Genomic DNA, 17,794 nt, shown 5'->3' on the forward strand with positions numbered 1-17,794 from the left:
GCTCGCGATGAGGCCATTCAGTCCGACATCAATGTTGAATATCAGGCCGTCATCGCGAGCAGGCTCGCTCCCACAGTTGATTGGTGTTAACCCTCAGATTCAGGTGCGAGTGGCGCCCCGCGCACTGGCCGCAAACTCATCGGCCGGCAGCACATGCTTACGCTCCAGCAGCCGATAAACCACACCCGTCAGCACCAGGCCGAACACCATCACGCAGGACAGGAAGTACAACCCCGAAGCCAGATTACCGGTGTATTCCTTCAGCGCACCGATCACGAACGGGCCGATGTAGCCGCCGAGGTTGCCCACCGAGTTGATCAACGCGATCCCCGCCGCCGCACTGGCGCCGGCGAAGAAGCGCCCCGGCAAGGTCCAGAACACCGCCGTGCAGGAAAACAGCGCGAACGCCACCAGGCACAGCGCCGCCAATTGCAGCACCGGCACCGACAGCCAGGCGCTGAGAAACAGACCGATAGCGCCCAACACATACAACACCGCCAGATGACCATAACGATCATTCAAACGATCGGAACTGCGCGGAATGATCAGCAAACCGATGATCCCGAAGATGTACGGCACCGACGACACGAACCCGGTCACCAGGTCCGTACCACCGAACTGCTTGATCAACGTCGGCAACCACAGACCCAGGCCGTAGATGCTCAGGGTCACCGGCAGATAGAACAGCGCCAGCAGCAACACCCGTTTGTCCTTCAGCGCATGCAGCGGATTGCCGTGACGGGTCTGACCGTATTCCTCCAGGTCCTTTTTCAGCTCGCCGGTGAGCCAGTCCTTCTCCGTCTGGTCCATCCATTTCACCTGTTGCGGGCCGTCCGGCAAGTAACGCAGCACCGGCCAGGTCAGCAAGATCGCTGGCGTACCGATGACGATGAACAGCCACTGCCAACCGTGCAGCCCAAGCATGCCGTCCATGCCGAGCAAGCCGCCGGACACCGGGCCGGTGATCATCATCGCGATAGGCTGGGAAAGGATGAACAGCCCGAGAATCTTGCCGCGATGACGAATCGGGAACCATTGGGTGATGTAGTACAGAACGCCCGGAAAGAACCCCGCTTCGGCCGCGCCGAGCAGAAAGCGCATCACATAGAAGCTGTTCGGTCCCTGGACGAACGCCATGCCGATGGTGATGGCGCCCCAGGTGAGCATGATCCGCGCGAACCAGCGCCTAGCGCCGAAGCGGTCGAGCATCAGGTTGCTGGGGATTTCCAGCAGGAAGTAGCCAATGAAGAACAGCCCGGCACCGAGCCCATAAGCCGCGTCGCCCAGGCCGATGTCAGCGCCCATGTGCAGCTTGGCGAACCCCACGGCGGAGCGATCCACATAGGCGATCAGGTACAGCAGGATCAGGAAGGGAATCAGTTTCAGCGTGATGCGACGGATAAGCCGCAGTTCCTGGCTCATGAGTTCGGTCTCCGATTGTTGTTGTTATAGAACCTCGGGGGACGCCTCTCACGGAATACCACCAGGGCCATCCCTCCGTTGAAATCGACTATATAGTAATACTATTTAACCAACAACACTTCCAAACACCCGGAATAGCGCTTATGTTACGCCATAGCCAGAACAATATAGTCATACAATAAGAGAGCCGATCATGTCTGATAAGAAACCCACCCTGCGCTCCGCCCAATGGTTTGGCACTGCCGACAAGAACGGCTTCATGTACCGCAGCTGGATGAAGAATCAGGGCATCGCCGACCACCAGTTCCACGGCAAGCCGATCATCGGCATCTGCAACACCTGGTCGGAACTGACTCCGTGCAACGCGCATTTCCGCCAGATTGCGGAGCACGTCAAACGCGGAGTGATCGAAGCGGGCGGCTTCCCGGTGGAATTCCCGGTGTTCTCCAACGGCGAATCGAACCTGCGCCCCACCGCCATGCTCACCCGCAACCTGGCGAGCATGGACGTCGAGGAAGCCATTCGCGGTAACCCGATCGATGGCGTGGTGCTGCTCACCGGCTGCGACAAAACCACCCCGGCGCTGCTGATGGGCGCGGCCAGTTGCGACGTGCCGGCGATCGTCGTCACCGGTGGGCCGATGCTCAACGGCAAACACAAGGGCCAGGACATCGGCTCGGGCACGGTGGTCTGGCAGCTCAGCGAACAGGTCAAGGCCGGCACCATCACCCTCGATGATTTCCTTGCGGCCGAAGGCGGAATGTCGCGCTCGGCCGGCACCTGCAACACCATGGGCACGGCCTCGACCATGGCCTGCATGGCCGAAGCACTCGGCACTTCCCTGCCCCACAACGCGGCGATTCCGGCGGTCGATGCGCGCCGTTATGTACTCGCTCACATGTCCGGCATGCGCGCGGTGGAGATGGTTCGCGAAGATTTGAAACTGTCGAAGATCCTCACCAAGGAAGCCTTCGAAAACGCCATCCGGGTGAACGCTGCCATCGGCGGTTCGACCAACGCGGTGATCCACCTGAAAGCCATCGCCGGGCGCATCGGTGTCGAGCTGGACCTGGATGACTGGACCCGCATCGGTCGTGGCATGCCGACCATCGTCGATCTGCAACCGTCCGGGCGCTTCCTGATGGAAGAGTTCTACTACGCCGGCGGCTTGCCCGCAGTGCTGCGTCGCCTCGGCGAAGCCAACCTGATTCCGAACCCGAACGCCCTCACCGTCAACGGCAAAACCATCAGCGAGAACACCAGGGACGCGCCGATTTACGGCCAGGACGAAGTGATCCGCCCCCTCGACAACCCGATCCGCGCCGACGGCGGCATCTGTGTGTTGCGCGGCAACCTGGCGCCACTGGGTGCGGTGCTCAAGCCCTCCGCCGCGAGTGCCGAATTGATGCAACACCGTGGCCGTGCAGTGGTGTTCGAGAACTTCGACATGTACAAGGCGCGGATCAACGATCCGGAGCTGGACGTGGATGCCAACTCGATTCTGGTGATGAAGAACTGCGGCCCCAAGGGTTATCCGGGCATGGCCGAAGTCGGCAACATGGGGTTGCCGGCCAAGCTGCTGGCCCAGGGCGTGACCGATATGGTGCGGATCTCCGACGCACGTATGAGCGGCACCGCCTACGGCACGGTGGTCTTGCATGTGGCACCGGAAGCCGCCGCCGGCGGGCCTTTGGCGGCGGTGAAGGAAGGTGACTGGATCGAACTCGACTGTGCCAGCGGCCGTCTGCACCTGGACATCCCCGATGCCGAACTCGCGGCGCGCATGGCCGACCTGCAACCGCCGCAACAGTTGCTGGTGGGCGGCTATCGCCAGCTGTACATCGACCATGTGTTGCAGGCGGATCAGGGCTGCGACTTCGACTTCCTCGTCGGGTGCCGAGGATCCGAGGTACCGCGTCACTCTCACTAATCACCACAACCCCTGTGGGAGCGGGCTTGCCCGCGATAGCGGTGGATCAGTCGCCATCAATGTTAAACGTGATGGCCCCATCGCGGGCAAGCCCCCACACATATTGATCTTCATCTGATTCAGGACTGTGCTTGCTCTGGCGACCGTCCTCGCCGCGCCTGCTATCATGCGCAGCACCTCCATCGCACAGGATCGCGCCGTTCCCCATGGATTACCGCAAACCCTCCGACCGCAAAAGCATGCACTCGCGCATCGTCCAGGAACTGGGCATGCAGATCGTCTCGGGACGTTTCAAGCCGGATGACAAACTGCCCGCCGAAGCCCTGTTGTGCGAGGAATACGCGGTCAGCCGGCCAGTCCTGCGCGAAGCCACCCGAGTGCTGGTCGCCAAGGGACTGGTGTATTCCCGTCCGCGGGTCGGCACGGTGGTCAAGCAGCGTAAGGAATGGCACATGCTTGACCCGGACGTGCTGCACTGGCTGATGCAAAGCAGCCCGCAAAATGAATTCTTTGATCTGTTGACCAGCGTGCGCAGCATCATCGAACCGGCCGTCGCCGCGTTGGCCGCGCAGTTCGCCACCGAGGAAGACATCGCCTCCATCGGTGAAGCCTACCAACGCATGGAAGCGGCGCCGACACCCGAAGCCTTGCTGCAACCAGACCTGGATTTCCACAGCCGAATCGCCGACGCGACCCACAACGACTTGCTGGCAAACCTGTGCAACATGTTGTCGGTGGCGATTGCCGAAGCCTTGAAGCACTCCAACCAACGGCCGAATCTGCACGAACTGGCGCTGCCGCGGCACAAGGCGATCCTGACCGCCATCGAGAATCGTGATGCGCTGGGCGCGCGGCATGCGACGCTGGTGCAACTCGACGATGCGCGCAGTGCACTGAATGTGGTGCTCGGCACCGATCCCTCATAACCACCACACATTCAATGTGGGAGCGAGCCTGCTCGCGATGGCGATTGAACAGTCACATTGATGGTGAATGTACCGCCGCCATCGCGAGCAGGCTCGCTCCCACAGGGTTTGGTGTGAAGTTTGAGATGTAAAAAAAAGCCGCAACCTCAGGTTGCGGCTTTGTTGTTTCGGCGACCGGTCAGTGAGCGAACAGCGAGTTGCCCTTCTGCCCCGCCAGTTTCTCTGGTTTGATCAGGAACCGCGCCAGCGCTGGCAGCAGCCACAACGCGCCGAACATGTTCCAGAGCAGCATGAAGGTCAGCATCAGGCCCATGTCGGCCTGGAATTTGATGGCCGAGAAGATCCAGGTACACACGCCGATCGCCAGGCACAGACCGGTGAACAGCACGGCTTTACCGGTGGACTTCAGCGTCTGGTAGTACGCCTCTTGCAGCGGCAGGCCAGCACGCAGGAAGCTTTCCAGACGGCTGTAGATGTAGATCCCGTAGTCCACGCCAATCCCCACCCCAAGCGCCACCACCGGCAAGGTCGCGACTTTCACCCCGATGCCCATGAACGCCATCAACGCGTTGCCAAGGACCGAGGTCAGTACCAGCGGCAGCACGATGCACAAGGTCGCCGCCCAGGAACGGAAGGTGATCATGCACATGGTTGCGACACAGATGTACACCAACACCAGAATGGTCAGCTCGGAGCGTTTGATCACCTCGTTGGTGGCCGCTTCGATCCCGGCGTTACCGGCGGCGAGGATGAATTCCAGGCCTTCCTTGTTGTTCTCCTTGGCGAAGTCCTGCACCGAATGCACAACGCGGTCCAGGGTTTCGGCCTTGTGGTCATTGAGGAACACCAGCACCGGCGCCAGGGAGCAATTGTTGTTGTACAAGCCATCGGCACGGGCGATGGAGTTGTTCAGCACGTCCGGATTGCGCGACAGGGTTTCCCATTTCAGGTTGCCCTCGTTCATGCCCTTGATCATCTGCTTGGACACGGTCACCAGCGAGATCGCTGACTGCACGCCTTCGGTGTTCTGCATCTTCCACATCAGCTCGTCGATCGGCGCCATGGCCTCATAGCGCGAGCAACCTTCAGACTTGGTCTTGACCATCACCACCAGCACGTCGGAACTGGTGGAGTAGTTGTTGATGATGAAGCTGTTGTCCTTGTTGTAACGCGAGTCCGGACGCAGTTCCGGCGCGCCCTGGTCGAGGTCGCCGATTTTCAGGTTCTGGCTGTACCAGAGGCCGCCACCGAAGGCGATCAGCGCCAGGGCAATGGAGATCGGTGCGACTTTCGGGCTGGCAAAGTTCGACAGCAGGCGCCAGAACGGATGCTCGCGGTGCGCGTCTTTCTTGCTGCGCTCGACGGCGCGTTTGCTGATACCGACGTAGGAAATGGCTACCGGCAGCAGGATCAGGTTGGTGAACACGATCACCGCCACGCCGATCGACGCGCCGATGGCCAGTTCGCGAATCACCCCGATGTCGATGATCAGCAGCGTGATAAAGCCCACCGCATCCGCGAGGATGGCGATCATTCCCGGCAGGAACAACTGGCGGAATGTGCGGCGTGCCGCTGTCAGCGCGTTTTCCGCCTCGCTGGACTGCAAGGCGATGCCGTTGATTTTCTGCACGCCGTGGGAAATCCCGATGGCGAAAATCAGAAACGGCACCAGCATCGAGTACGGGTCGAGCCCGAAGCCGAAGAAGTGCATCAGGCCGAGCTGCCAGACCACCGCTACCAACGTCGTACTCAACACCGCCACGGTACTGCGCATGCAGTTGGTGAACCAGTACAGCAAAATCAGGGTAATGACGAAAGCGACGCCGAAGAACATCACCACCATGACCAGCCCATCGATCAGGTCGCCGACCTTCTTGGCGAACCCGACAATGTGGATCTTCACGTTGGGGTTCTGGGCTTCGAACTTGTTGCGAATCTTGTCTTCAAGTTCGTGAGAAAACTTGCGGTAATCCAGTGCCAGCAACTTGCCCTGGTCCTGCGGGTCCGGGTAGGACTCCAGCAGCGGGATGTCGACGATGCTCGACTTGAAGTCGTTGGCCACCAGCCGCCCGACTTGCCCGGACTTGAGCACGTTATTGCGCAGCAGGTCGAGGCTTTGCTGGGAGCCGCTATAGCTCTGGGGGATCACTTCACCACCGGCGAAGCCCTCCTCCGTCACCTCGGTCCAGCGCACGCTCGGGCTCCACAGCGACTTGAGGCCGGAACGGTCGACGCCGGAGATGTAGAACACCTCGTCGTTGATCTGGCGCAGGGTCTCCATGTACTCCCTGGAGAAGATGTCACCATCAGTGGCTTCCACGGAAATCCGTACCGTATTGCCCAGGTTCGCCAGATCGTTGCGGTGCTCCATCATTTTTTCAATGAACGGATGCTCGAGCGGGATCATTTTTTCGAAACTGGTGGACGGCCGGATCAACGTCGCCTGCCAGAACAGGAAAACACTGACCAGCAGGCAGATGACGATCACCGCCGGGCGGTTGTTGAAGATCAGGCGTTCAAGAAACGTCGCCTTGTCCTGATGAGGAGTGCTTAAGGATGTCATAGACCCGCCTTCTTATTATTTGCCCGGCTCATTTGGACGACCCGTTTTTTCCATTCTCTGCGCCCGTTGGCGAAGTGACGCGAACGCCGCCCTGGCCTGCCAGAATCAGATTACCGTTGCCCGCCGCCGTGACCGCCGAGACGGAGATGCGATCCGGGCGGTTGAACACGCTGAAGGTTTCGCCGTCGTCGCTGCTGCGAATGATGCTGCCGCCGTTACCGACAATCACGATGGAACCGTCGTCGAGCAGCGTGGCGCCGGACAGGCCGAACTCCAGCGCGCCCCGTGCAGCCTTGAGCTCGACCTGCTCCCAGGTGCTGCCGAAATCCGTGGAGCGGTAGAGATTGCCCCGCAACCCGTAGGCCAGCAACGTGGCCGGTTGCGCGGTGCCGATCACGCCGAACAGCGAACCTTCGTACGGGCCTTCAAGCTTTTCCCAGGTCTGCCCTTCATCGCTGGAGCGGAACATGCTGCCCTGCTCGCCAACGATGAAAATGCCGGAATCCTTGACCGCCGCAATGGCGTTGAGGTGGTACTGGTCTTCGTTGTCGAGGCGGTCGCTGACGTCTTCCCAGTTTTTACCGCCGTCGGTGGTTTCCAGCAACGCACCGTAAGCGCCCACGGCAAAGCCGCTGTTGACGTCCTTGAACCAGACGTCGAGCAGCGGCGATTCGCGTTTCAGGTCTTCGAATTGTTTGGTCCAGGTGATGCCGCCATCTTCGCTGGCGAGGATCTGCGCGTCATGGCCGACGGCCCAGCCGTGTTTGTCATCGACAAAAAATACTGCCGTCAGCAGTTGCCGGGTCGGCACCTTGGCCTGGGTCCAGGTCGCGCCCTGGTCGTCGGAATACAGAATGTGCCCGCGATCGCCGACCACCACCAGGCGTTTGCCGGCGTGCACGACATCGAGCATCAGGCCTTTGCTGGCCTTGGCGGATTCAACGGAATAAACCACGTCGGAGGCTGGTGCGGCGGCGGCCAACACAGGCGCCGAAAGTACGGCACAGCTCAACAGCGAGAGCGCTGTAGCCAGCAACGCGAACCTGCGTAACGCCAGCGGGCGGCAAATACTCACACCCATGACAGGCTCACTCATAGACCTTCCCCCATTATTATTGTTAGGTCGTTCAACCTTTCAGGGCGCCGTAAGGGGTGCTCGCCGGGATTGCCCTATTCAGAAGCATAGTCCTGAAACCCGCAATCCAGAGCGCCCCTTCGGAAGCTGGCTTATCCTATCGGGGTTTGGAAAGGTCTGACAATCGACGCCACGTTATGTTTTGTTAACTGGAGGGGATATGGGTTGTGGGTGAATGAGGAGGTATTCGGAGGGGTGATTGGGGTTTGGGTGCATATCCGTTGCTGCGGTAACGGCGGCTGGCGGTTTCGCTCTTACAGCGAGTCACTTTGGAAAAGCCCCAAAGTAACCAAAGGGCTCTTGCCCCTTTCGTTCGGTGCCTCGCCCGGGCTCGGCATCCCCTCGCTCCGGTCCTGCTCCGTGGGCCCGCCGCCATCGGCCATTCATGGCCGGGGGCGGCTAACCCGGCATCCATGCCGGGTTGCCCACTGCACAGAACCGGAACGAAGCCTCTCGAGGGGGCGGTGCGTCAAGATCAAAAGCTGCAGGCGAGCTAACGCTCGGCCTGTTGAGTGGTGAAAGGCAAGGCGGACGTGCTCTGATTTTGGATGTGCTCTGATTTTTTGTGGGAGCTGGCTTGTCGGGTCGCCGCATCGCTGCGATGGCGGCCTGTCAACCGACCAATCTTCCCCCGGATGTACCCAGTCCAACTGTGGGAGCGAGCCTGCTCGCGAAGCTGTTGATCTTGCTGTTGCTGTTGCTGTTGCTTTGGCTTTTGATCTTGATCTGTCTGCCCCTTTCCCAGAGGCCGAACGCAGGTATTGCGCAGGGGGCACCGCGGCAAGGATGCCGCGGTAGCCGCCCCCGGCCATGGATGGCCGATGGCGGCGGGCCCCCGGAGCAATGCCTTCGTTATGGCATGCCGAGCCCAGGCGAGGCACCGAATGGTGGGGCAAGACCTTTTGGTTACTTTTGGGGCGTTTGCCAAAAGTGACCCGCTGTAAGAGCGGAACCATAAGTGGCCGTTACCGCAGGAATGGATATGTACTCAGCCAACAAAAAATAGGTCGGCTATCAGGCCGCCATCGCAGGCAAGCCAGCTCCCACAATTTGATCGGTGTACATCTGCAAGAGACAGGTCGGCTATCAGGCCGCCTTCGCGGGCAAGCCTCGCTCCTACAGGGTCCGTGTGAACCCTGAAGGAGCAAGGCCAAACTCAGGCCAGGCTTTTGCTGACCACTTCAAACACATCGCTGGACAGTTGCCCCGAAGCGCGAATCCGCTCCAGTTCGCCTTTCATCAATGCCTGACGAGCGCTGTCGTATTTGCGCCAGCGAGTCAGTGGCGCCAATTGGCGAGAGGCGATCTGCGGGTTGAAGCCGTTGAGTTCAATCACCAGATCCGCCAGGAAGCGATACCCGGAACCGTCAGCCGAATGGAAGTTGATCAGGTTCTGCCCGGCAAACGCACCGACCAGAGCGCGCACCTTGTTCGGGTTCTTGATCGTAAACGCCGGGTGTTGCATCAAGGCTTTGACCCGTGCCAGACCACCCGGCAACGTGCTGCCGGCCTGAACGCTGAACCACTGATCCATCACCAGCGGATTGTCCTTGAAGTGCTCGGCGAAGCTCGCCAGTGCCGTGGCTTTCTGTTCTTCGAACGGCGAATTCACCAGCACCGCCAATGCGGTCAGGCGTTCGGTCATGTTGTCGCACGCCTCGAACTGCTCAAGGGTTGACGCCAAGACTTGCGGCTTGCCGCTGAGCATCAGGTACGACAGCGCGATGTTTTGCAGCGCGCGGCGGGCAAAATGCTCAGCCTCGGCCACATACGGAGTCTTTTTCGACAGATCGCGATTAGCTTCATAACGCTGCCACAGCGGTTCGAACAGATTGTCCGCCAGCTGCTTGCGAGCAAATTCGCGAGCGGTATGGATGGCCTCGACATCAGCCACTTCGCTGATTTCGGTCAGGTAGGCTTCGCTCGGCAGCGAAAGCATTTCCGCAACCATCGCCTGATCCAAAGTCTCGTCGGACAGCACGGTACGCAGCGCTGCAACCAGACGCTGATCCAGTACCAACGCTTCACCCTTCTGCTGCTGGGCAATCAGCTCTTGCAACACCTGCACCGACAGTTGCTGACCGGCATCCCAGCGGTTGAAGCCGTCGCTGTCGTGCTGCATCAGGAACATCAGTTGATCGCGGTCGTACGGGAAGCTGAGTTTCACCGGAGCCGAGAAGCCACGCAGCAACGATGGCAATGGCCGTTCAGCAATGTCGACGAAGGTGAAGGTCTGCTCGGCTTCAGTCACCGAGATAACCCGCGAAGTGCCTTGAGCACTGGCTTCACCGCAAAGGCGCAGGGCAATTTCGCCGCCCTTGCTGTCCAGCAGGCCCAGCTCCACCGGAATCACGAATGGCAGTTTTTCCACCTTGTCCGGGGTTTCCGGGCAGCTCTGGCGGAAGGTCAGGCTGTAGGTTTTTGCCGCGGCGTCGTAGGACTCGCTCACCGCCAAACGCGGTGTGCCGGCCTGGCTGTACCAGCGTTTGAACTGAGTCAGGTCAACGCCGTTGGCGTCTTCCATGGCCTTGATGAAGTCGTCGCAGGTCACGGCCTGACCGTCATGGCGTTCGAAGTACAGGTCGCTGCCTTTGCGGAAACCGTCGGCCCCGAGCAAGGTGTGGATCATGCCGACCACTTCCGAACCCTTTTCGTACACGGTCAGGGTGTAGAAGTTGGAAATCTCGATGAAGCTGTCCGGGCGCACGGCATGGGCCATGGGGCCGGCGTCTTCGGCGAACTGGTGGGTGCGCAGATACGCCACGTCCTGGATGCGCTTGACCGTGGCCGAGTTCATGTCGGCGGAGAAGCCGGAATCACGGAACACGGTGAAACCTTCCTTGAGCGACAGCTGGAACCAGTCGCGGCAGGTCACGCGGTTGCCCGACCAGTTGTGGAAGTATTCGTGAGCGACGATCGCCTCGACCCGCTGGTGCGCGGCGTCGGTAGCGGTTTCGGCGCGGGCCAGCACGGCGCTGGAGTTGAAGATGTTGAGGCCCTTGTTTTCCATGGCGCCCATGTTGAAGTCGTTGACCGCAACGATCATGAAGATGTCCAGGTCGTACTCCCGACCGTAGACCTCTTCGTCCCAGCGCATGGATTTCTTCAGGCTGTTCATGGCGTGCTGGCACTTGTCGATGTTTTCCGGCTCGACGTAAATGCGCAGCGCCACGGAGCGCTCGGTCATGGTGGTGAAGGTGTCTTCGACGCACCACAGGTCACCGGCCACCAGCGCGAACAGGTAGGCCGGCTTCTTGAACGGGTCTTCCCAGGTCGCCCAGTGCCGGCCGTCTTCGCCGGGACCGGAGGCAATCGGGTTGCCGTTGGACAGCAGCACCGGATAGCTGTGCTGCTCGGCCACCACGGTGGTGGTGAACGTGCTCATCACATCCGGGCGGTCGAGGTAATAGGTGATCTTGCGGAAACCTTCGGCCTCGCACTGGGTGCAGAACATGGTGCCGGATTTGTACAGGCCTTCAAGGGCGGTGTTGGTTTCCGGGTGGATCCGGACACTGGTGTCGACCGTGAAGCTTGTGCTGGTCGGATGCAGGGTCAGATGATTCTCGGTCAACTGGTAGTCGGTGGCGCTCAGTTCCTGGTCGGCCAACGTCACCGACAGCAGGTCGAGTTGCTGACCGTCCAGCACCAGCGGCGGCAGGCCCGGGCCACGCTCGGGATTGCGGCGCATCACCAGTTGCGCATGGACCAGGCTGTGGTCCTCGAACAACTCGAAGGTCAGGTGCGTCTCGTCGATCAGGTACTCGGGCGCCTGATAGTCCTTCAGGTAGATCATCTTCGGTTGTTCGGTGCGCATGCTGGAATCCTTACTGATGCACGGCGAGCTGGTAGGCCGTGTATTTACGAATATTGATCACGCCGGTGTCGAAAATCAGGTACTGGCCCTTGATCCCCAGCAGCGTGCCTTCGGCAATCGGGTTCTTGTCCAGGTTGAAGCTGACGATTTTGGCCGGGTATTGCTCGACCGGATAGCGGATTTCGAGCGGTTCGACATCGGTAATGGTCTGGATTGCCTGTAGGCCAAATCGCTCCTGCAAGCCTTGCAAACCGCCCGCACAGCTTTCAAACAGCTGATCGCGAACCTGCGCCAGGTCCACCGCCACCGCATCGCCCTTGAGTAAAGCACGCCAGTTGGTCTTGTCGGCGACCTGGCTGCGGAACAGGTCTTCGACGAAGCCCGATTGCTGGCGGGTCGAGACGCGCACGATCGGCAACGCCTGGCTGGCGCCCTGATCGAGCCAGCGGGTCGGCAGCTGGGTGGCGCGGGTAATGCCGACCTTGATCCCCGACGAGTTGGCCAGGTAAACCACATGGTCGGTCATGCAGAATTTCTCGCCCCACTCAGGCTCCCGGCAAGTGCCGGCATCGTAGTGGCAACGTTCCGGGCTCATGATGCAGATATCGCACTGCGCCAGTTTGGTCATGCACGGGTAACAGTAACCCTGGCTGAAACTGGTTTTGGTCTTGCGTCCGCAATGGGTGCAGTGGATCGCCCCCAGATACTCCAGGCGCACCGTAGTGCCGATCAACGGATTGACCGGCACCTCGGCGTCGCCCAGACGAAAAGCGTACTGCACGTTCGGCCCGTCAAGACGCGCCGACATTTTGCTGATTGCACCGCGGCCAATCTCGATCAATGGATGGCATCCGATTTGAACAGAATGTTCGGCACTTCGATCGAAGTCGACGCGCACTCTTGCGGGCCCATGTAGCCGGTGCGCTGTTCCTCGGGCAGGTTCTGGATTTCCCAGGCGATCATCGCTTGCAGGGACAGTTCGCGTTGTTCGGCGGTGAGCTTGCCACCGTCCGACCATTTACCGATTTCCACCGCCAGTTTCAGGCTCTGGTAGATATCCGGGGTGATGTTTTTGATCATTTCGTTAAAAGAGGACATCAAGGGCTCCGCGCTCTTCATTCATAACTGTTTAGACGGCCAGTTTACGGCGGTTGTACAAACCGCCCAACAAACCGGTGAAGCATCCGATGAGTAACCCGCCAACGTGGGCCGCGTTGGCAATCTCGCCGAAGCCGATCATCGAGACCAGCCCCGACAGGCACAACAGCAGCCACACCAGCATCATCACCAACACCCCACGGGGCAGGCGATAAGCCGGGTTCGGCGACAGAATCTGGAAGATCCAGCAATGCCCGAGCAGGCCGTACAGCACCCCGGACAACCCGCCAAACAGGGTCGGGCCGCTGAAAAAGAACTGGGCATAGTTGGACACCAGGCTGAACAGCAATGTCAGGCCGATCAGGTTGATGCTGCCCTGACGCGACTCGATGCGCCGCCCCAGCTCCCAGTACCACATGCCATTCATGGCCAGGTGCAGGATGCCGAAGTGGATCAGCATCGGCGTCACCAGACGCCACCACTGCCCCGCCGCCAGGCTGTCGGCCAGTGGTGTGAAATGGATGTATTCGCCGACCACGCGGAAATCGAGAAACGTCAGCCAGCGCATCGTCTCGAGGTTTTCGCCAAGCAGCGTCACCGCGCCGACGATCAGGCTCAACAACAGCACGAACGCCGTGGCCTTGCTGTGGCGCAACTGCTCGACGAAGCCCGGACGCTGCGGGGTCTGCGTCACCGGGATATCCAGTTGCTGATCCGGGTCGCCGGCCGGAAAGCGTTCGTACAACGAGCGCACGTCTTCGCTGATGCTGGCCGGCACCCACAGCACCTGCTCGCCCGCCTCTTCGCTGACCCGATGGGGCACTTGCATGCGCTGCAGCAGTTTGACGAACCCGCTCAAATCCACCGCCAGCGGCAGACGCAATACCGCCACCGCCGTCATTGCAGCAACTCCGGCCGCTCGACATCGACCCAGACAAATTTATGCGGGTCGAGACGGGTTTCCTGGTCCAGACGATAAGCGACCAGTTTGCCGTAGAGCACCGCGCTGTAATCCAGGCACGCCAGGTTCGGGCGGATCGGCGCCGGTTTGCCGCTGCGCCAGTAGTGGCCGACGAACAACAGCGGCTCATCGACGCCGTAGCGCAGCAGGTTATCTTTTTCGGTGGACGTCAGCGGCGTGCGGGCCACCGGCTCAGGCAAGGCGTCGGGTTGGAACACGATGTCTCCGTAGGTTTGCGGGTCGTCTTCCCAGAACTTGGTGCGGAAAAACGAGCGCGTCAGGCCGTCGCCGCTGGTCATGGTCAAGCCGTGGGGCAAGCGCATGTCGGTGCCGCGCAACAGGCGATCGAACACCGTGCAGGCAAAACTGCCCGGTACTGCGGAGGCCTGGAGGAAGTGTTCATCGATGCAGCCATCGGGGAACAACCCGCGCAACGGCTCGATCAGGCCGGCATCCCAGCAGGCATGCACCACGCGAAAGCGTCCGGCATCGACGAACAATGGCAGTTCATAGAACCATTGCAGGAAGTCATGCCAATCTTCGGGATGATCTTCGAACTGGGCCAGGGTTTCCTGAAGCAGGCGGGCATGGCGCGGCGTATGTTCACGCACGAACTGCTTGCCACTGCCCGGCAACGCCGGGGTGCTCCAGCCGAGCGCGTTGAATTCATGGTTACCCATGATGCACAGCGCCTGACCGGCCTCGACCATGTCGTGGACGATGTGCAGCGCCTCGCGAATCCGCGGACCGCGGTCGATGATGTCGCCGAGGAACACCGCCATGCGCGACGGATGCCGCCAGACGCCAGCCTGTTTGTGGTAACCGAGCCGGTCGAGCAAGTGCTCAAGGGTCAGAGCGCAACCGTGCACGTCACCGATCAGGTCGTAGCTACGCGCGGGATCGAGCATCAGTCGCCTCCACCACCTAACTTGCTGCCCCAGCCGAGCTTGGTCCGGCAGACTTCATAGTAGTTGTGGTCGAGCGGATGAATCAGCCGCAGCTTCTGCGCTTTCTTGCTGACAGTGATGGTGTCACCGGGCGCGCAAGTGAAGTGGTTCTGCCCATCACAGGAGACTTGCGGGTAAATCTGCATATCTTTGGACACGACGATTTTCAGCTCACTGTTGCCATCGACCACGATCGGTCTACCCGACAAGGTATGGGGGTACATCGGCACAATCACAATAGCGTCGAGCTTGGGATGCATGATCGGGCCACCCGCCGACAAGGCGTAAGCAGTGGAACCGGTCGGCGTGGCGACGATCAGGCCGTCGGCCTTCTGGCTGCAGACGAACTGGCCGTCGATGTACAACTCGAATTCGATCATCCGTGTCGATTTGCCGGGGTGCAGCACCACGTCGTTCAGCGCATCGCCCTGACCGATGGCCTCGGCGTGGCGCCGGACTTCGGCTTGCAGCAGGAAGCGGTTTTCCACCAGATAGTGGCCGTCGAGCACTTCGGCGACTTTGACTTCCAGTTCATCGGGGCGGATATCGGTGAGGAATCCCAGGCTGCCACGGTTGATGCCGAGCACCGGAATGTTGTGTCGGGCCAGCGCCCGGGCGGCGCCCAGCAGGCTGCCATCACCACCGACCACAATCACCATGTCACAGACTTCACCGAGCATCTTGCGCGACGAGGTTTGCAGGCCATGGCCCGGCAGGACTTCGGCGATGGTGTCTTCGAGGATCACGTGCAGGTGACGATCGAGCAGAAACCGTTTCAGTCGGCGGACGGTATCCAGCACCTGAGAACTGCCCAGGCGACCGATGATGCCGATATTACGAAATTGCTCCATGGGGCTCCTATTGGGACGCGGGGGCCTGCGACGGCGAAAAACACGATTATGGGCGAAAGCGCGGCGTAGACAAAACCCTTTCAGCCACGACTTAAGAGGCTATGCTCGCAGAATGATCTTATTCCCGGACTTGCTCCAGTTACCTCACCAGTTGCGCCACCCTGAAGTGCGCGACCTGGCCTGGGTCATCCTCGCGCCGCCGATGCTCAGCGTCACCCCGTGGCCGCAGCGTCATCCATTGGCCGGCAGCGATTGGGTGCAGGCGCCGGAGCGCCTGGAACACTGGCTCAGGCAACTGGATCGCGACAGTTACGACTTGCTGCACTGGCTCGCCCAGGCCAGGACCCGGCGGCTGGGCTTGTACTACGAGCGGCTGTGGCAATACGCCGTGCGACACGCGCCGGGCATCGAGCTGATTGCCGCCAACATGCCGATCCGCCGCGAAGGCCACACCCTCGGTGAGCTGGACATGCTGCTGCGTGATCGCGACGGCGTGCATCACCTGGAACTGGCGATCAAGCTCTATCTTGGGCCACAGAACGGTGACGGCCATGACACCGCGCAGTGGCTCGGACCGGGTTGTCATGATCGGCTGGACCGAAAGCTGGAGCACTTGAGCCGGCATCAATTGCCTATTTCCGCGCGGGCGGAAAGCCGTGAAGTGCTGGCGTCGCTGGATATCCAGCAATTCAGTGCGCACCTGTGGCTGGGCGGTTATCTGCTCTACCCATGGCCGGGGCAGGCCGAACCACCGAGCGGCGCGCACCCTCAGCATTTGCGCGGCAGCTGGCTGCATCAGAAGGACTGGGCGGACTTTGTCGTGCAGCGCCCGTTCGGTCGCTGGCAACCCCTGCCCCGCCATGCCTGGCTGGCGCCGGCGCACTATCCCGAGGAGCAGACCTGGAACGCTGGACAGCTGAAGGCATGGCTGAGCGATCTGGACCCGTTGGCACCGGCGCAATTGATGGTACGACTGACAGAGAATGCCAAAGGGGATTGGGAAGAAGCCGAGCGGTTGTTTCTGGTTTCCGATCTTTGGCCGAATGTGCCAGGCAGTGGTTGAGTTTTTGTGGTGAATGGACGGGCCCTTTCGCGGGCAAGCCCACTCCCACGGGGATTGTGGCTGGCCACAAGAATTAATCAGCGCCACATGACGGGGTCATAGCTTTTTATGCTGCTCGACCCACTGCGCATACGCATCGATGAACTTCTGCAAGAACGGCCTGACCGACTCCGACAACTTGCCCGCCTCGTCGAATGCTGAACCGGCGCCGCCCAGATAGGCTTCCGGCTGCTGCATGCACGGGACATTGAGAAACACCATGGACTGGCGCACGTTGTGGTTGGCTCCAAACCCACCGACGGCCCCCGGTGAAACGCTGATCACCGCACCCGGCTTACCGTTCCAGGCGCTCTTGCCATAGGGGCGCGAACCCACGTCGATCGCGTTTTTCAACGGTGCCGGAACCGAACGGTTGTATTCCGGGGTCACGAACAGCACCGCGTCGGATGAGCTCACCTGTTGTCGGAAAGTGCTGTAGGCTTGCGGCGGTGACTCGCCATCGATGTCTTCGTTGTAGAGTGGCAAATCGCCGATCTCGACGATATTCAACTTCAGATTGGCAGGCGCCAGCTCGGCCAGCGCCAGCGCGACCTTACGGTTGATCGACGCTTTTCTCAGGCTGCCGACCAAAACGGCAATCTCGTAGACGTTGCTCATGGAAGATTCTCGACTGTCCGATGGGAAGAGCTTCTAGTTATAGATGATCAAATGACGATTCAACCAGCGGGCGACGGAAAATCGTCGCCCCTGACAATTTTTTTCCTGTAGGAAAACTTACTTCGCCCAACCACGGTCTACAGAACCGCAAATTGAGTGATTTATCTCCAGAGGTTCTAAGCAGATGGCAGCAGTACTCGTCGGTCAGTTCCATGCAAGAGACGCGGAAGGCCGCGTTTATTCCGTGCATGAGTTCCAGGAATCCACCCCGTCGCACGACGGCCTCGCCGGCTCTGCGCCTGTTACCACCTATAAACTGGCCATTGGCGACCGGGTCAACAAACTCGACGACAACGCGTTTGTGCTGGTGCAATCGGGCGTCACCCTCACCCGCGAACCTGAAACGAACGTCGCTTCATAACCCGCT

The 17,794-nt window shown here is 60.4% G+C and carries 14 protein-coding genes; 4 read left to right on the forward strand and 10 right to left on the reverse strand.

What is annotated here, in order from left to right; translation table 11 throughout:
- Positions 1-99: 99 nt before the first annotated feature.
- Positions 100-1,422, reverse strand: a complete 1,323-nt coding sequence (locus QMK51_RS15650; RefSeq protein WP_320390809.1) for an MFS transporter — start codon at positions 1,420-1,422, stop codon at positions 100-102.
- A 193-nt stretch (positions 1,423-1,615) separates the two neighbouring features.
- Between QMK51_RS15650 and QMK51_RS15655 the strand changes: the two genes are divergently transcribed.
- Together QMK51_RS15655 and QMK51_RS15660 are read left to right on the forward strand one after the other, a co-directional pair.
- The gene (locus tag QMK51_RS15655; protein ID WP_320390810.1) at positions 1,616-3,352 is read left to right on the forward strand and encodes an IlvD/Edd family dehydratase; all 1,737 of its coding nucleotides are present in this window, start codon (positions 1,616-1,618) and stop codon (positions 3,350-3,352) included.
- A 206-nt stretch (positions 3,353-3,558) separates the two neighbouring features.
- Entirely contained in the window at positions 3,559-4,278 is a 720-nt protein-coding gene (locus tag QMK51_RS15660) for a FadR/GntR family transcriptional regulator (protein ID WP_258696056.1), read from the forward strand.
- Positions 4,279-4,456: 178 nt separating this feature from the next.
- Here QMK51_RS15660 and QMK51_RS15665 read toward each other — a convergent pair whose 3' ends face one another.
- The 8 genes from QMK51_RS15665 to QMK51_RS15700 form a co-directional block, all read right to left on the reverse strand.
- Positions 4,457-6,841 (reverse strand): RND family transporter, encoded by a 2,385-nt coding sequence (locus QMK51_RS15665; protein ID WP_320390811.1) that lies wholly within the window; start codon positions 6,839-6,841, stop codon positions 4,457-4,459.
- Positions 6,842-6,869: 28 nt separating this feature from the next.
- Positions 6,870-7,937: a WD40/YVTN/BNR-like repeat-containing protein gene (locus QMK51_RS15670; protein WP_258696058.1), complete on the reverse strand. Its 1,068-nt coding sequence runs from the start codon at positions 7,935-7,937 to the stop codon at positions 6,870-6,872.
- A gap of 1,195 nt (positions 7,938-9,132) precedes the next feature.
- Entirely contained in the window at positions 9,133-11,790 is a 2,658-nt protein-coding gene (gene pepN / locus QMK51_RS15675) for an aminopeptidase N (protein WP_320390812.1), read from the reverse strand.
- 10 nt (positions 11,791-11,800) lie between these two features.
- Positions 11,801-12,631, reverse strand: coding sequence for a DUF2797 domain-containing protein (locus QMK51_RS15680; protein WP_320390813.1), 831 nt, complete (start codon positions 12,629-12,631; stop codon positions 11,801-11,803).
- On the reverse strand, positions 12,628-12,888 hold the full coding sequence (locus tag QMK51_RS15685; RefSeq protein ID WP_320390814.1) for a YeaC family protein: 261 nt from the start codon (positions 12,886-12,888) through the stop codon (positions 12,628-12,630). Before QMK51_RS15685 ends, QMK51_RS15680 begins: the two co-directional genes overlap by 4 nt.
- Before the next feature lie 31 nt (positions 12,889-12,919).
- Positions 12,920-13,789, reverse strand: a complete 870-nt coding sequence (locus QMK51_RS15690) for a rhomboid family intramembrane serine protease (RefSeq protein ID WP_320390815.1) — start codon at positions 13,787-13,789, stop codon at positions 12,920-12,922.
- Positions 13,786-14,760, reverse strand: coding sequence for a metallophosphoesterase (locus tag QMK51_RS15695; protein WP_320394524.1), 975 nt, complete (start codon positions 14,758-14,760; stop codon positions 13,786-13,788). The genes QMK51_RS15690 and QMK51_RS15695 overlap by 4 nt, the downstream gene beginning before the upstream one ends.
- The gene (locus QMK51_RS15700; protein WP_007988608.1) at positions 14,757-15,647 is read right to left on the reverse strand and encodes an NAD(+) kinase; all 891 of its coding nucleotides are present in this window, start codon (positions 15,645-15,647) and stop codon (positions 14,757-14,759) included. Before QMK51_RS15700 ends, QMK51_RS15695 begins: the two co-directional genes overlap by 4 nt.
- 112 nt (positions 15,648-15,759) lie before the next feature.
- On the opposite strand from QMK51_RS15700, the gene QMK51_RS15705 reads away from it, so the two are divergent.
- Entirely contained in the window at positions 15,760-16,710 is a 951-nt protein-coding gene (locus QMK51_RS15705) for a DUF1853 family protein (protein ID WP_320390816.1), read from the forward strand.
- A gap of 96 nt (positions 16,711-16,806) precedes the next feature.
- On the opposite strand, the gene QMK51_RS15710 is transcribed toward QMK51_RS15705, so the two are convergent.
- On the reverse strand, positions 16,807-17,367 hold the full coding sequence (locus QMK51_RS15710; protein ID WP_258696064.1) for an NADPH-dependent FMN reductase: 561 nt from the start codon (positions 17,365-17,367) through the stop codon (positions 16,807-16,809).
- A gap of 184 nt (positions 17,368-17,551) precedes the next feature.
- Here QMK51_RS15710 and QMK51_RS15715 point away from each other — a divergent pair, with 184 nt between their 5' ends.
- Positions 17,552-17,788 (forward strand): hypothetical protein, encoded by a 237-nt coding sequence (locus QMK51_RS15715; protein ID WP_258696065.1) that lies wholly within the window; start codon positions 17,552-17,554, stop codon positions 17,786-17,788.
- Positions 17,789-17,794 lie beyond the last annotated feature (6 nt).

Source organism: Pseudomonas sp. P9_31 (genome assembly GCF_034008235.1).
In the GTDB taxonomy this organism is placed as follows: Bacteria; Pseudomonadota; Gammaproteobacteria; order Pseudomonadales; family Pseudomonadaceae; genus Aquipseudomonas.

Coding starts and splice junctions, on each gene's coding strand:
- QMK51_RS15650 (WP_320390809.1), bottom strand. CDS start 1,422: ATGAGCCAGGAACTGCGGCTTATCCGTCGCATCACGCTGAAACTGATT.
- QMK51_RS15655 (WP_320390810.1), top strand. CDS start 1,616: ATGTCTGATAAGAAACCCACCCTGCGCTCCGCCCAATGGTTTGGCACT.
- QMK51_RS15660 (WP_258696056.1), top strand. CDS start 3,559: ATGGATTACCGCAAACCCTCCGACCGCAAAAGCATGCACTCGCGCATC.
- QMK51_RS15665 (WP_320390811.1), bottom strand. CDS start 6,841: ATGACATCCTTAAGCACTCCTCATCAGGACAAGGCGACGTTTCTTGAA.
- QMK51_RS15670 (WP_258696058.1), bottom strand. CDS start 7,937: ATGAGTGAGCCTGTCATGGGTGTGAGTATTTGCCGCCCGCTGGCGTTA.
- pepN (WP_320390812.1), bottom strand. CDS start 11,790: ATGCGCACCGAACAACCGAAGATGATCTACCTGAAGGACTATCAGGCG.
- QMK51_RS15685 (WP_320390814.1), bottom strand. CDS start 12,888: ATGTCCTCTTTTAACGAAATGATCAAAAACATCACCCCGGATATCTAC.
- QMK51_RS15690 (WP_320390815.1), bottom strand. CDS start 13,789: ATGACGGCGGTGGCGGTATTGCGTCTGCCGCTGGCGGTGGATTTGAGC.
- QMK51_RS15700 (WP_007988608.1), bottom strand. CDS start 15,647: ATGGAGCAATTTCGTAATATCGGCATCATCGGTCGCCTGGGCAGTTCT.
- QMK51_RS15705 (WP_320390816.1), top strand. CDS start 15,760: ATGATCTTATTCCCGGACTTGCTCCAGTTACCTCACCAGTTGCGCCAC.
- QMK51_RS15710 (WP_258696064.1), bottom strand. CDS start 17,367: ATGAGCAACGTCTACGAGATTGCCGTTTTGGTCGGCAGCCTGAGAAAA.
- QMK51_RS15715 (WP_258696065.1), top strand. CDS start 17,552: ATGGCAGCAGTACTCGTCGGTCAGTTCCATGCAAGAGACGCGGAAGGC.